This is a genomic window from Actinocatenispora thailandica, from assembly GCF_016865425.1.
In the GTDB taxonomy this organism is placed as follows: Bacteria; Actinomycetota; Actinomycetes; order Mycobacteriales; family Micromonosporaceae; genus Actinocatenispora; species Actinocatenispora thailandica.
The window spans coordinates 2,692,539-2,707,177 of record NZ_AP023355.1 but is presented as its reverse complement, the minus strand read 5'-3'; the positions used below and the strand labels follow the sequence as shown (position 1 = coordinate 2,707,177).

General features: G+C 76.3%; 7 protein-coding genes and 2 pseudogenes. 2 read left to right on the top strand and 7 right to left on the bottom strand.

Going from position 1 to position 14,639, the window contains the following annotated elements:
* Positions 1-6: 6 nt before the first annotated feature.
* Complete coding sequence (locus Athai_RS12055; protein ID WP_203961589.1) at positions 7-1,203, bottom strand: alkaline phosphatase family protein; 1,197 nt, start codon at positions 1,201-1,203, stop codon at positions 7-9.
* Positions 1,187-1,954: a methyltransferase domain-containing protein gene (locus Athai_RS12050; RefSeq protein ID WP_420829775.1), complete on the bottom strand. Its 768-nt coding sequence runs from the start codon at positions 1,952-1,954 to the stop codon at positions 1,187-1,189. Before Athai_RS12050 ends, Athai_RS12055 begins: the two co-directional genes overlap by 17 nt.
* A gap of 212 nt (positions 1,955-2,166) precedes the next feature.
* On the opposite strand from Athai_RS12050, the pseudogene Athai_RS12045 reads away from it, so the two are divergent.
* Positions 2,167-4,406: pseudogene (locus Athai_RS12045) on the top strand (alpha-N-acetylglucosaminidase).
* A 78-nt stretch (positions 4,407-4,484) separates the two neighbouring features.
* On the opposite strand, the gene Athai_RS12040 reads toward Athai_RS12045, so the two are convergent.
* Positions 4,485-5,555 (bottom strand): NAD(P)-binding domain-containing protein, encoded by a 1,071-nt coding sequence (locus tag Athai_RS12040; protein WP_203961587.1) that lies wholly within the window; start codon positions 5,553-5,555, stop codon positions 4,485-4,487.
* 289 nt (positions 5,556-5,844) lie between these two features.
* Between Athai_RS12040 and Athai_RS12035 the strand changes: the two genes are divergently transcribed.
* Positions 5,845-7,149 carry a cytochrome P450 gene (locus Athai_RS12035; protein WP_203961586.1) on the top strand — a complete coding sequence of 435 codons (1,305 nt, stop codon included), beginning with the start codon at positions 5,845-5,847 and terminating at the stop codon, positions 7,147-7,149.
* 30 nt (positions 7,150-7,179) lie between these two features.
* Here Athai_RS12035 and Athai_RS12030 read toward each other — a convergent pair.
* From Athai_RS12030 to Athai_RS12015, 4 genes and pseudogenes are all read right to left on the bottom strand, one after another.
* Positions 7,180-10,613, bottom strand: a pseudogene (locus Athai_RS12030) (error-prone DNA polymerase).
* Positions 10,614-10,934: 321 nt separating this feature from the next.
* Positions 10,935-12,473 carry a DNA polymerase Y family protein gene (locus Athai_RS12025; protein ID WP_203961585.1) on the bottom strand — a complete coding sequence of 513 codons (1,539 nt, stop codon included), beginning with the start codon at positions 12,471-12,473 and terminating at the stop codon, positions 10,935-10,937.
* 1 nt (position 12,474) lies between these two features.
* A complete protein-coding gene (locus Athai_RS12020; protein WP_203961584.1) occupies positions 12,475-13,431 on the bottom strand; it encodes a hypothetical protein in 957 nt (318 codons plus the stop codon).
* A 320-nt stretch (positions 13,432-13,751) separates the two neighbouring features.
* Positions 13,752-14,243 carry an SAV_6107 family HEPN domain-containing protein gene (locus Athai_RS12015; RefSeq protein ID WP_420829774.1) on the bottom strand — a complete coding sequence of 164 codons (492 nt, stop codon included), beginning with the start codon at positions 14,241-14,243 and terminating at the stop codon, positions 13,752-13,754.
* Positions 14,244-14,639 lie beyond the last annotated feature (396 nt).

The window sequence follows — 14,639 nt, the reverse complement described above, 5'->3', positions numbered from 1 at the left end:
GGCCGCTCAGCCGGCAGGCCGGACGAGCAGCAGCGGAACCGTCATCTCGACCGCGGTCAGCGAGCCGTGGTAGCCCAGGAAGCGCGACTCGGTCGGCTCCTCGACGGTCCGGACCAGGACCGACCGGCCGCGGCAGGCGGCGACCACGTCACCGATGCGCTCGGCGGCGGCCGGGCTGGTCGGGCCGTACCAGCCGGCCGCGATCGCCTCCTGGCGGGAGACCACCTCGGCCCGGTCGGTGAGCAGCTCGCGCCAGGTGGCCAGCACGTCGCCGGCGGCGCCCGGCTCGGCGTGCACGTACCGGGCCCGGCCCTCGCCGGCGATCACCCGGGTACCGGCGAGCAGCGCCGGCTGCCCGTCCAGGTCGATCCGGTCCGCGTCGCCGACCCGGACCATCCCGTGATCGGCGGTCACCAGCAACGCCGCGTCCGCGGGCAGCACCGCGGCGATCCCGGCGACCACCTCGTCGACGGCCGCGACCGCGGCGAGCCACGGCGCCGAGCCGGGGCCGGACAGGTGCCCGGCACGATCGATCTCCGGCCGGTACACGTAGACCACGCCGCGGTCGGCCGCCGCCAGCGCGCCGGCCACCTGGGACACGATCTGGCCGGTGCCGCGCGCCCCGAGATAGCCGGCGCCGCGGTACGCCGCGTCGGTCAGCCCGCTGCCGGCGAACGAGGCGGGTCCGACCACCCACCCCGGTACGCCGGCGGCCCGGCCCCGATCGAAGCAGCTGTCCAGCGGCTGCCAGGCGCGCGGGTCGACGTCGGCATCCCACCGGATGTGGGTGAACAGCCGGTCGGTGCCGGGCAGCCGCACGGTGAAGCCGACGACCCCGTGCCGGCCGGGCGGCGCGCCGACCCCCAGCGACACCAGGCTGGTCGGCGTCGTGGAAGGGAACCCGCAGGTCAGTGGCGGTAGCGCGACCGCCGCTGCGAGGGCGGGCGCGGCCGGCGCGGCGAGCGGCAACAGCCCGGCGCCGAGCCCGTCGGCGAGCAGCAGCACGACCCGGCGCACCCCGGGGAGCCGGTCGGCCAGGCCGAGCGGGTCGGCACCGCCCGCACCGAGCACCGCGTACACCGAGCCGAGCAGGTCGGCGAGGCTGCGCTCGCCGTACCGGGGAGCGACGAACGGGTCGACCACCCGGGGCGCGACGCCGCCGGGTGGCACGACGAACGGGTCGGGCTCAGCCGGTGTCGGCATGACCGGCCGGCCGCCGGGCGAGCAGGTGCAGCTGGGTGGCGATCTCCCGGTACGGCGGCTGCCCGGCGACGGCCAGCTCGAACGCGGCGAGCGCGTCGGTGGCGCCCGGCTCCGCGTCCAGCAACGCACCCGGCACCAGGTCGGCGACCACCCGCACGCCGTGCACCCGCTCCACCACCAGGCCGGCGGTCGACAGCAGCGCCGTCGCCGACGCGGTGTCGAACCGGCGCTGCAGGGTGTCCCGCACTCCCGTGCTGCCGTCCGGGTCGCGCAGCAGCGCGGCGGCCGCGGCGAGGTGCCCGCCGACCGCGCGGGAGAGCACCGCGGCGGCCCGGTTCGCGACCAGCACGCTGACCGATCCGCCCGGCCGGAGCACCCCGGCGAGGGCGGCGGCGACCCACTCGGGTGCGTCCACCACCTCCAGCAGGCTGTGACACAGCACCAGGTCGACGCTGCCGGCCGGGACCAGCGAGGGCAGGTCGCCGGCGTCGCCCTGCAGCCCGGTGATCCGGTCCGCGACGCCGGCGTCGGCGGCCCGGCGGCTGAGCGCGGCGAGCGCGTCGGGGCTGGCGTCGACGACGGTGACGTGGTGGCCGGCCGCCGCCAGCGGCACCGCGAACCCGCCGGTACCGCCGCCGACGTCGACCACCGACAGCAGCTCGCCGTCCCGGGCGGCCAGCTCGGCCCGCAGCACCTGCCACACCACCGCGGTACGTGGCGTCGACTGCACCCGGCTGCGTTCCACGGTCACTGGGCCCCTCCTGGTCGTGTCGGGGCGGTCGCCGCAAGCAGCGAGGTGCGCGACGTCGACCCCTGGTGGTCGAGCCTACCGGTGCGCCGGACCGGCGCCGGAGCGACACGGCCGGCCCGCGAGACCGGCCGTGCCGGCCCGTACCGCGCGGACCGGACGAACCAGGGCAGCGTGACACGAGACGATGGTCATCGATACGTTGTTCGCATTCGATGCGCGCCGCGGTGGCGGCCGGAGTCTCGGAGGACGCGATGGTGCGACGCAGGAGCGTGCTCGCCGCAACGATCGGAGCCGGCGTCGCCACCGGGTTCGCGGCGCCGCCCGTGACGGCGGACGCGGCACCGTCGCTGGCGGCGGCCGGCGCCGCGCTGCGCCGGCTGCTCGGCCGGCACGCCGACCAGATCGAGCTGCGCCGGCTGGCCGGCCGCACCGACCGGTACCGGGTGGACGGGCGGGACGGGCGTCTGGTGGTCGCGGCGACCAGCGGGGCCACCGCCCTCGCCGGCGTGCAGCGCTACCTCGGCACGCTGTCGGCCGGCATCTGGTGGACCGCCGACAACCTGGCGTTGCCGCGGCGGCTGCCGGCGCCGGTGGGTGCCATCGAGGCCACCGCGGTGGTGCCGCACCGGTTCGCCGGCAACGACACCTACGAGGGGTACACCGATCCGAACGCCGGGTTCGAGGCGTGGCGGCGTGACCTCGACGTGCTCGCCGCGCACGGTTTCAACGAGGTACTGATCGGGCTCGGCACCGATGCGGTCTACCTGGACACGCTGCGTTCGTTCGGCTACTCCGCCGCCGAGCTGCTGGACTGGATCCCCGGCCCGGCACACCAGCCGTGGTGGCTGCTGCAGAACATGTCCGGCTTCGGCGGGCCGATGTCGGCGGGCCTGGTGCACCGGCGCGCCGCGCTCGCCGCCCGGGTGATCGACCATGTCCGGTCGCTGGGCATGACACCGGTCCTGCCCGGCTACTTCGGTACCGTGCCGCCCGACTTCGCCGCCCGCAACCCGGCCGCCCGGGTGGTACCGCAGGGCCGGTGGTGCGGCTTCGACCGGCCCGGCTGGCTGGACCCGCGGGGCAGCGTCTTCGCCGACGTGGCGGCGGCCTTCTACGCCAACCAGGCCCACCGGTTCGGCCCGGCCACGATGTACAAGATGGATCTGCTGCACGAGGGCGGCAGCGCCGGCGACGTCCCGGTGGGCGAGGCGTCCCGGGCGGTCGAGCGGGCGCTGCGGCGGGCCCGCCCCGGCGCCACCTGGGTGATCCTGGGCTGGCAGCGCAACCCGCTACCGGCCACGATCGCGGCGGTGGACCGGTCGAAGATGCTGATCGTGGACGGGCTCGCGGAGCGCTCCGGCGCCGTCGACCGGGAGCGCGACTGGTCGAACACGCCGTACGCGTTCGGCACGATCTACAACTACGGCGGCAAGTCGACGCTCGGCGGGGCCGCGGCGACCTGGGTGGACAAGTACCACCGTTGGCGCGGCAAGCCGAACGGCGCGCTGGCCGGCATCGCGCTGATGCCGGAGGCCAACCGCACCTCGGACGCGAACCTCGACCTGTTCGGCGCGCTGGGCTGGCGCACCGACCGGATCGACCTGCCGGCGTACTACGCCGACTACGCGCGGCGCCGCTACGGTGCCGCCGACCGGCACGCCGAGGCGGCCTGGGCGGCGCTGCGCGGCACCGCGTACGCGATCCCCGGGGACAGCGCCGAACCGCAGGACGGCCTGTTCGGCGCGCAGCCGAGCCTGACCGCCACCTCCGGTGCCGCCTGGTCGCCGAGCACCGTCCAGTACGACCCGAGCGCGTTCGACGCCGCCCTGCCGGCGCTGCTCGCGGTCGCCCCGCGACTGCGGACCGGGGCGGCGTACCGGTCGGACCTGGTCGACGTGGCCCGGCAGACCATCGACAACCGTGGCCGGCTCCTGCTGCCGCAGCTGTACCAGGCGTACACGGACGCCGACCTGGTGGTGTTCGACCAGCTGGCCGCCGCCTGGCTGGCGCTGTTGGACCTGCTCGCCGACCTGGTGGCGACCCGGCCGGAACTGCTGCTCGGGCCACGGCTGGCGACCGCCCGGGCGGCGGGCGGCGACGAGGACGAGGCGGACCGGCTGGAGTTCGACCAGCGCAGCCTGCTGACCGTGTGGGGCGGCCGGACCGCGTCGGTCGACGGCGGCCTGCGCGACTACGCCAACCGGGAGTGGACGGGCTGGTGCGTGACGTGTACCGGCCGCGCTGGGCGCGCTACCTGGCCGCGGTGCGCACCGCCATCGTCACCGGCACCCCGATCGCCGGGCACGACTGGTTCGCCGACGCGGACCGCTGGGCCCGCCGGCACGACCGGTACCGGCAGGCCCCGGCCGGCGACGAGTACCGGGCCGCGCTGCGCACCCACCGCGCGCTCACCGGCCCCCGCCAGGTCCACGTCCAGCTCAGCGCCGGCTGACGCGCACCGGAGCGATCGAGGTGCGTCGGACCGGCGTCCCGGGCCTCCGGCGGCTTCCAGCCGGCGGTCAGGCGGCGGTCAGGCGGCCGCGGTCGCCGCGGGCGGCAGCAGCGCGCGGACGCCGCGGGCGGCCACCCGGCCGGCGCGGTTCGCGCCGATGGTCGACGCGGACGGGCCGTAGCCGACGAGGAACAACCGCGGCTCGGCGATCACCCGGGTGTCCTCGACCCGGATGCCACCACCCGCCTCGCGCAACCGCAACGGGGCGAGATGGCGCAGCGCCGGGCGGAAGCCGGTGCACCAGAGGATGACGTCGGCGGCACGCTCGCGGCGGCCCTCGACCGGCTCGTCCCAGGCGATGCCGGTCGGGGTGATCCGGTCGAACATCGGTAGCCGGCGCAGCGCGCCGCGCCGGATCGCGGCCCGTACCTGCTCGGTGGGTACCAGACCGGTCGCCGAGACGACGCTGCCCGGCAGCAGCCCGGCCCGTACCCGGCGGTCCACCTCGGCGACCGCGGCGCGGCCGAGCTCCTCGGTGAACGGCTCGTCGCGAAAGACCGGCGGCCGGCGCGTCACCCAGGTCGTGCTGGTCACCGCGGAGATCTCGGCGAGTAGCTGGGTGGCCGACGCACCACCGCCGACCACCACCACGTGCCGGCCGGCGAACTCGCCCGCGCTGCGGTAGTCGGCGGTGTGCAGTTGCCGGCCCCCGAAGCTCTCCCGGCCCGGGTAGGCCGGCCAGTACGGCCGTTCCCAGGTACCGGTCGCGTTCACCACGGTGCGCGCCGCCCAGCCGCCCGCGGAGGTGTCGACCAGCAGCCGGTCGGCGCCGCGGCGCACCGCGCGTACGTCGACCGGCCGGCGCACCGGCAGCTCGAAGCGGCGTTCGTAGGCGCCGAAGTAGTCGGCGACGACCCGGGAGGCGGGGGTGTCCGGATCCGCGGCCGGCAGCGGCATCCCGGGCAGGTCGTGAATGCGGTGGGTGCGGCCGAGCAGCAGCGAATCCCACCGGTACCGCCAGGCACCGCCCGGACCGCCGGCATGGTCGAGCAGCACGAACCCGACCCCGTCGCGGCGCAGGTGGTAGGCGGTCGACAGGCCGGCCTGGCCGGCACCGATCACCACCGCATCGATCTCCCGGTAGCTCACACCGGCAGCAACGCACGGCGCTCCGGCACCCTTCCGTACCGGCGGGTCTGGTCCGACACAGCCGGGGGATCGTGCCAGTCCGCACGGCCGCGGGCAACCGGGTATCGCGTTGCGAGCGACACAGTGTGTGACGGATTGACTGTGGCCAGAGATCTCGGTACGAAGAGGACGCGCGTGATGAGGATCATGGGTGGTTGCGGACCGGGCGGCGCGGGTCCGCGGGACGCCCGGTCGTGCGCAGGGGCGGTGCGTGCCGGTCGACCGGCACGCAGAGGGCGAAGGAGTGGCCGTGGCGACGACACGAGCCCTGCCGGGGCCGAGGGGCAGCGCACTTGCCGGCAACGAACGCGCCTACCAGCACGACCGGATCGGTTTCCTGCAACGCTGCCAGCAGCAGTACGGCGACGTCTTCCGGCTCGACGCCGGCACCGTGGTGGTGTGCGACCCGGACCGGGCACGGCGGATCCTGGCCGACTCGCAGCACCAGTTCCGGGCCGAGGGGATGCTGCTGTCCGGCGCCAGACCCGGCGGCCGGGCGCCGCTCGCGGACTGGCCGGCGGCCCGGGACGCGGCCGCCCGGGAGCTGACCACCCCGATGCTCGCCGCGCACGCCGGCCGGCTGATCGAGACGTTCCCGCACGCGCTGGCCACGCTGGCCGAGCGCACCCTGCCCGGGGTGTCGGCGCTGCAGCGGCTGTCCGCGATCGCGATCGCCGACTTCTGCCTGGGCCGGCCCGGCTGGCCGGACGCCGAGCTGTCCGGCGCGATCGCCGAGTCGGCGCTGGCGCTGGTCGCGGTGCTCGACTCCGGTCTGCAACTGCCGCGCTGGATACCGGACCCGCGGCGGCGCCGGCTGCGCGCCGCGGACCGGGCGCTGTCCGCGGCGCTGACCCGCGCGGTCACCGAACGGCTCGACCAGCCACCGCCCGAGTCGCCCGGTGACCTGCTCGACCAGGTACGCGCCGAGGACACCGGACGCACCGCCACCAGCCGGGCGCTGCTGACCACGCTGGCCGGCATGCATGCGGTGCCCGGGGCCGCGCTGTGCTGGCTGGTCGCCACGCTCGCCGAGCATCCGGAGACCTGCCGGCGGATCCGGCACGAGGCGACCGACGGGCTGGCCGAGGTGGCCGGCTCGGCCCAGCCGGACCGGCTCGCCTACACCGCCGCGACGGTCCGCGAGGTGCTGCGGCTGCACCCGCCGACCTGGCTGGTGTCGCGGCAGGTGGCCGAGCCGGTGGCGGTGGCCGGCTGGCGGCTGGAGCCGGGCGAGCAGGTACTGATCAGCCCGTACCTGATCCACCGCGACCCGCGCCGCTGGGACGAGCCGGACCGGTTCTGCCCGGAACGTTTCCTCGCGCCCGGCGCGCACGGGCACGCGTACCTGCCGTTCGGTGCCGGGCCGGGCAGCCGGCTCAGCGCCCGGCTGGGCATGCTGCAGCTGACCCTGCTCACCGCGCTGATCGCCCGCGACTACACCCCGGCGGTACGGCCACTGCCGGTGGCGCCGCGGTTCGCCACCCTGCTGATCCCCACCGAGCTGCGCTTCCGCCTGCTGCCACCGGCTGCCGACGAGCCCGCCGCGGACAGCTGAGACGCGGGCGTCAGCGGGCGTCAGCAGGCGTCAGCGGAAGTCACGGGAGGCGGTCCGTACCGACAGCGACAGCGGCGCGATCCGCTCGGCGACCAGGTTCGTCACCCCGTCGGCGCGCTCCAGCCGGCCCCGGATCAGCATCGCCGGCGCCGTGTGCGCGGTCCGCCGATGTGCCCGCCACACCCCCGGCGAGCAGATCACGTTGAGCATGCCGGTCTCGTCCTCCAGGTTGACGAACGTGACCCCACCAGCGGTCGACGGCCGCTGGCGGTGCGTGACCACCCCGCCGACGGTGACCCGGTCGCCGTCGGCGACACCGGCCAGTTCACCGATCCGGCGGGCCCCGGCGGCGTCCAGCCGGTCCCGGGCGAACTCGGCCGGATGGCTGTCGGTGGACAGCCCGATCGCCCACACGTCCGCCGCGATCCGCTCCACCGCGTCCATCCCGGGCAGTGTCGGCGCGGCGGCGCCGCTGCCGGTACCGGGCAGGGTGTCGGGGCGCTCGGTGGCGGCGGCGCCGGCAGCCCACAGCGCCTGCCGCCGGGTCAGCCCGATCCCGCCGAACGCGCCGGCGGTGGCCAGCGCCTCCAGCGCCGGCGTCCCCAGCCCGGTGCGCCGGGCCAGCTCGGCCAGATCCCGGTACCGGCCGTGCGCCTGCCGCTCGGCCACGATGCTCTCGGCCAGGTCGGCGGAGATGCCGCGCACCGACGACAATCCCAGCCGTACCGCCGGGCCGGCCACGCCCCACTGCCGCGGCGGCGCGTCCTTCGGCGCCGGGTCGGCGCACTGCCGCCCGACGGCCGGGTCGGCGCGGCCGACGGCCGGGTCGGCGCGGCCGGCGACCGGGTCGGCGCGCTGCCGGCCGGACAGCGTCGCGCCGGCGCCGGAAGAGTTGATGTCCGGGCGCAGGATCGCGACGCCGTGCCGGCGCGCGTCGGCGACCAGCGTCTGCGGCGAGTAGAACCCCATCGGTTGAGCGTTGAGCAGCGCGGCGCAGAACGCGGCCGGGTAGTACCGCTTCAGGTAGGCGCTGGCGTACACCAGGAACGCGAAGCTGATCGCGTGGCTCTCCGGGAACCCGAAGTTGGCGAACGCGGACAGCCTGGTGAAGATCTCGTCGGCCAGCTCGCCGGTGATGCCGTTGCCGGCCATCCCCTCGTACAGCCGGGCCCGCAGCTGCTGCATCCGCGCGTCGGAGCGCTTCGAACCCATCGCCCGGCGCAGCTGGTCGGCCTCGGCCGGCCCGAAGTCGGCCACGTCCATCGCCAGTTGCATCAGCTGCTCCTGGAACAGCGGTACGCCCAGGGTCTTGCCCAGGGCCCGTTGCATCAGCGGATGCGGGACCGTCGCCGGTTGCCGGCCGTTCTTGCGGTCCAGGTAGGGATGCACCGAGCCACCCTGGATCGGGCCGGGGCGGATCAGCGCCACCTCCACCACCAGGTCGTAGAAGCAGTCCGGCTTCAGCCGGGGCAGGGTGGCCATCTGCGCCCGCGACTCGACCTGGAACACCCCGACCGAGTCGGCCTCGCACAGCATCCGGTAGACGCCCTCGTCCTCGATCGGCAGCTCGTGCAGCGTGTACCGCCGGCCGTGGTGCTCACCGACCAGCCGCAGCGCCTCGCCCAGCGCGGTGAGCATGCCGAGCCCCAGCAGGTCGAACTTGACCAGGTTGATCGACGCGCAGCCCTCCTTGTCCCACTGCAACACGGTGCGGCCGGGCATCCGGGCGTGCTCGACCGGGCACACCTCGCCGACCGGACGGTCGCAGATCACCATCCCGCCGGAGTGGATGCCCAGGTGCCGCGGGAAGCCGATCAGCCGGCCGGCCAGCTCGGTCACCTGTGCCGGTATCCCCTCACCATCCACAGTGGACGCTGCGTCGACCTGGCCGGCTCGGCCGGCGTCACCGTCCAGGTTCCTGCTCCAGGCGTCCTGCTGGCCGGTCGAGTAGCCGAGCGCCTTCGCCGCGTCCCGTACCGCCATCCGCGGCCGGTAGCTGATCACGTTCGCCACCTGCGCGGCGTGCCGGCGACCGTGCTTGGCGTACACGTACTGGATGACCTCCTCGCGGCGGTCCGAGGCGATGTCGATGTCGATGTCCGGCGGCCCGTCCCGCTCCGGCGCGAGGAACCGTTCGAACAGCAGGTCGTAGGCGATCGGGTCGGCGGCGGTGATGCCCAGCGCGTAGCAGACCGCGGAGTTGGCCGCCGAGCCCCGGCCCTGGCACAGGATGCCGTTGGTGGTGCAGAACCGCACGATGTCCCACACCACCAGGAAGTAGCCGGGAAGCCGAGCTCGTCGATGATGGCCAGCTCGTGTTCGATCTGCCGGTACGCGGCCGGATGCCGTGCCGGCTCCCCGTACCGGCCCTTCGCGCCCTGGTAGGTGAGCTCACGCAGGTAGGCCATCTCCGAGTCGACGCCGGCCGGCAGGTCGAAGTCGGGCAGCCGGGGCGCCACCAGCCGCAGGTCGAACGCGCAGTCCGCGGCGATGTCCACCGTGGACTCGACCGCACCGGGCCAGGCGCCGAACCGGGCCGCCATCTCCGCACCGCTGCGCAGGAACGCCGAGGGGGCCGGGGGCAGCCACCCGGCCAGCTCGTCCAGCGAGCAGCGGGCCCGCACCGCGGCCAGCGCCGCCGCCAGCCGGCCGTCCGCCGGCCGGGCGTAGTGCACGTTGCCCGTCGCCACCATCGGCAGCCGCCGCCGGGTCGCCAGCTCCGCCAGGATCTCGTTGCGGTCGTCGTCGTCCGGCCGGCCGTGGTCGGTCAGCTCCACCGCCACCCGGTCGGCGCCGAACAGGTCGACCAGCTCACGCAGCCGCCGCTCCGCCGCGTCGCGCCCGTCCGTCATGGCCTCGCCGGCGCCGGCCGCGGCGAGCGCCGCCGGTACCGCGCCCTTGCGGCAGCCGGTCAGCACCCACCAGTGCCCCCGCCCGAGCTCCGACAGCTGGGCCGGGTCGTACACCGGGCGGCCCTTCCGGCCGCCGCGCAGGTGCGCCTCGCTGATCGCGGTGGACAGCCGCCGGTAGCCCTCCGCGCCCCGGGCCAGCACCAGCAGGTGCTCGCCGGCCGGGTCCTGGTTCGGCCCGGACTCCACCGGCGCCGCGGACAGGGTCAACTCCGCACCGAACACCGTGGCGAGCCCGTGGTCCCGGGCCGACTCGGCGAACTCGACCACACCGTAGAACCCGTCGTGGTCGGTGACCGCGAGACCGGCGAGGCCCAGCCGGGCCGCCTGCCCGGCCAGTTGCTCCGGCGGGCTCGCCCCGTCCAGGAAGCTGTAGTTGGTGTGGCAGTGCAACTCCGCGTACGGCACCGGCCGGGCCCGGCCGGCCCGCCGGAACGCCCCCGGCGGCGCGGCAGCCGGTGCGCCCGCTCCGCCGGGCTGGCCAGCGCCGGACCGCTCGGGGCCGGGCAGGCCGGGGCCGCCGGCGCCGGAACGGCCGGTACCGGGACCGGGCAGCGCCCGGAGCCGGCGACCGCGCCGGGTGCGGTCACCGCTCGCCGGCGCGGGGGCGTCCTGCCCTCCCCCGCCCGCCGAGGAGCCCGCGGCCTGCCCCGGCCGGCCGTCACCCGACAGCCGGCCGCCGGCCGAAGCAGGGTGGTCGGTCGAAGCAGGGCCGCCGGTCGAAGCAGGGCCGTCGGCCGGGGAGCGGGGATCGTCCGGGGACGGGCGGCCGACCAGCCGTCGGTGGTACTCCGCCCACGAGATCGGTGGATTGTGCCACCCCATCACCGCACCCCGCTCTCACCGGCGCCCACGTTGTCCACAGTGGACGGTTGTTCAGTCATAGCTCGCCTCCACCCGCCACTGCCCGCCCGCCAGCGCCAGCAGCAGGGCGCGGCCGTCGGCCAGCGACACCTGGATGCGGGCCAGCCGGCGCGCCTCGCCGGGCAGCCACCAGCGTTCCTCCGCCGGCCACGGCCCGGCCCAGGACAGCACCGCCGCCGGCGCACCGGTACCGACCGTCACCGTGGCCGGCGACGCGGTGATCTGGTGCCGGCCGGTCACCCCGATCGGCACCCCGTCGGCAGCCAGTACGGTGGCGCCGGCCGCCGCGACATCCGCCGGCGCCGGCGTCGGCAGCCGCCCCGGCCACGGCGCCGGCGGCAACGCCGGTACCCGCTCGTCGCCGAACGGGACCTGCCGCGGCAGCTCGGTCGGCGACCGGCCGCCGCCGAGCACCGGGGCCAACACCCCGGCCGGCCCCAACAGGCCCTGCACGTGCGTGACCGACCGGCGCGCGTCCGCGCCCTCGTCGCCCGGCTCACCCCACAGCCGGCGCTGGAAACCGGCGTGCTCGACCAGCCCGTCCGGGGCCAGGCACAGCATCGTGACCCCCGCTGTCGGCCGGCCCGGCCGGGTCAGCCACCCCTCCAGCTGCCAGCGGACCCGGTCGGCGATCTCCGCCGGCCCGAGCAGCCCGTCGGAGCGCCAGGTGCGTTCCCACCGCTCGCCGTTGCCGGTACCGGCGGTGATGGTCAACCGGGTGGCGCCCAGGCCGTGCGCGGCCAGCCGCTCGTGCAGCCGCTCGGCCAGCGACCGGGCCAGGAACGCGGCGGTGTCCACCCGCGCCACCGGGTCGTCGAACTCCTCGCGTACCGACAGCTCCGGCGGCACCGACCGGGGGGCGAGCAGCCGCTGCTCCCGGCCGGCGGCCAGCCGGTGCGCGACCGCCGCGTCGAACCCGAACCGGGCCAGCACGTCGCCCGCCGGCAGCGCGGCGAACGCGCCGAGAGTACGGATGCCGAGCCGGCGCAGCAGCCCCACCAGCTCCGGCCGGGCCAGTACCCGCACGTCCAGCCCGGCCAGGAACGCCGGCGTGTCGCCCGGCTCGACCAGCACGCCGGCCCGGGCGGCCAGGGTCGCCGCGAACACCCCGTCCGCGATGCCGACCTGGGCATCCACCTCGCAGGTCGTGGCGACGTGATCGACCAGCCGCTCCGCCGCGGCCGCCGCACCGCCGAAGTACCCGGCCGGGCCCCGGGCGGCGAGCGCGACCACGCCCGGCCGTACCACCTCGACACCGGCAGCGAGCTCCGCGACCGCGTCGGCGACCGGCTCGAACACCCGCACGTCGCGCACCGGGTCGTGCGGCACCACGATGAGCTCCGGGCAGCAGGCCTGGGCGTCTCGACGACGCTGGCCGCGCCGCACCCCCTCGGCGCGGGCCAGTTGCGAGCAGGCGATCACGGTACCGGCGTCGACCACCGCCACCGGCCGGTGTTCGGCCAGCTCGACCCCGGCGTCGCGGTGGTCGGTGAAGGCCGCGGCGACCGGCCAGTCCGGGCACCAGAGCACGAGCGTACGGATCGGGTCCACCTCAGCCCACCGCCTCGGCACCAGCCTCGCCGGACGGCCCGGTACCGACGTCCGCCGGTGATCGGCGCCCGGCACGGGCCGCTCCGGTACCGGCAGCCGTACCGACGCCGGCCGTCGCCCCGGCCCCGGACGCCGTTCCGACACCGGCCACCGGCCCGGCACCGACCGTGGCACCGGTACCGGTCGGCACACCGGGGTCCGTGGCAGCGGCCCCGGCACCGATCGACACCCTCGTCCCGACCGGCGAACCGGCGTCTGCGGCGAAGGCCGCCGCCGCCACCGACGCCGCACCGAGCCGGCCCGCCGGCAGCAGCAGCCGGGCCGAACGGGGTCGGGCCGCGGCGCCCCGGCCGGTGGCCAGCACCGTCAGGGCACGCCGCCGGAGCCGGCCGCGCCCGTCGGACAACCCCTCCCAGACCGGATCGGCGCAGCGCAGCGACACGTCGGCGCCGGGCCAGTCACCGTGCACCAGCAGGACGGCACCGCGCTGCCGGGCCCGCGCCGCGAGCCGACGTGCCTGCGCCGCCGCCACCGTCCCGGCCGGATGCGCCACCACCAGCCCGAACCCGTCCAGCAACGCGCCGACCACCGGCCACCAGTGGGGTCCGGGATGCGGCACCAGGGCGAGCCGTTCGGGTGCCACCCCGAACTCGGCGGCGCTGACCACGCCGATGTCCGGCAGCCCCACCATGGCGCACCACTCGCCCTGCTGCGACGCCGCGCCCAGCAGCGCGAACAGCAACGAGGTACCGCCGATCTCGGTGGCCACCGACAGCACGCTGCCCCGGCGCAACCCGCCGTCTGGCAGCAGCGGGCGCAACGGCGGATACACCGGTAGGACCCGGTCTATCCGGTGGTGGATCGTGGCCCCCGAGCGGATGGCGCCGGAGCGCAGCAACTGCGCCGGCGCGGGTCCGCGCACCGCACCGCCGGCGGGCCGGACGGCCTCGCCCTTCATCTCGTTCCCCCGTTGTGTACTGCCCCGCACGGCCCTACCGCCGTGCGCACTGGCGACCCGCTGTTCCCGCCGTACCGGTCCACCCGGAACCGTCGCGGTCCGGGCACGGTCGATGCGCCATGCGCACCGGCGCGGCCGGACATGGTGACCGAACAGCTACGGATGAGACCGGCGGCACGACACGACCCGAGCCCCCACCCGGGACCGGCCGACGGTTCGCCACCGGCGCCGCGCTGCCCGCCAGGCGGGGCCGCGACGGTGCCCCGTCCCGGGTGGAGCGGCGCCGGTCAGCGGCCGGCAGAAGGCCGTGCCGCCGGCGGTCAGCTCGCCCTGGTGGTGATCAGCGGCTGGTGCGGCAGGCCGAGCGACAGCTCGACCACCGCGACGAACCGCTCGGCGTCGGCGCGCAGATCATCGGCCTCGACCTTGCTGACCACCCGCAGGATCCCCGCCTCGGCGGCGGATCTCTTGGCGGCGCCGGCGGCGAACCGGTCTGCCCACTGCGCCAGCTCCGGCGCCACGGTCGCGAGCAACGCCCACACGTTGGTGGGCCGGCCACGGCGGGCCGGGGCGGGTCTGGCCCGAGACACCAGCACGGCCGCGGCGGCGCGCAGCGCGGCGAGGTGGGCGGTGGCGTATCGCTGGCCGTCGGAACGGGTCTCCGCCGCCTCGATCAGCCCACGCCGAGCCAGCGCCAGCAACTCGTGGGCGGACCGGTGCGGCATCACGTGGGCGGGGATCGTCGGCAACTCCGCCGCGGCGCGCTCCGCACCGACCAGTGCCGCGGAACGAGGCTTGTGCATTCTTGCCATGTCGGTTGTTCCCCTTCGCTCGCGATCGGTCCGGCACCAAAGCCGGCACGACGACGCAGCCGGCAGAACCGGCCGCGCCGGCACAGCCGGCAGGACCAGCCGGGCCGGCAGAACCGGCCACGACAGCGCTGCTGCCGCGATGGCGGACCACCGGCCCGTGCCGCAGGGGAAGTGCGGCGCCGGGCACCGGCCGGGCGGGCGGGATGCTTCCCCTCACCTCGCCCGGCCGACCGGCCGGCCACGGGCCCCGCCCACCCACCTGGGGGTCTGGTCGGCAGGCAGGACGGAGACCGCGCCTCTCGGGTCGGTGCCGCGATTCACCTCACCGAGAGCGTTCGAACACCTGTTCGAACACCGCTCCAGTAAAGCGCGTTTGCCGACGGAGTGCAACAACCG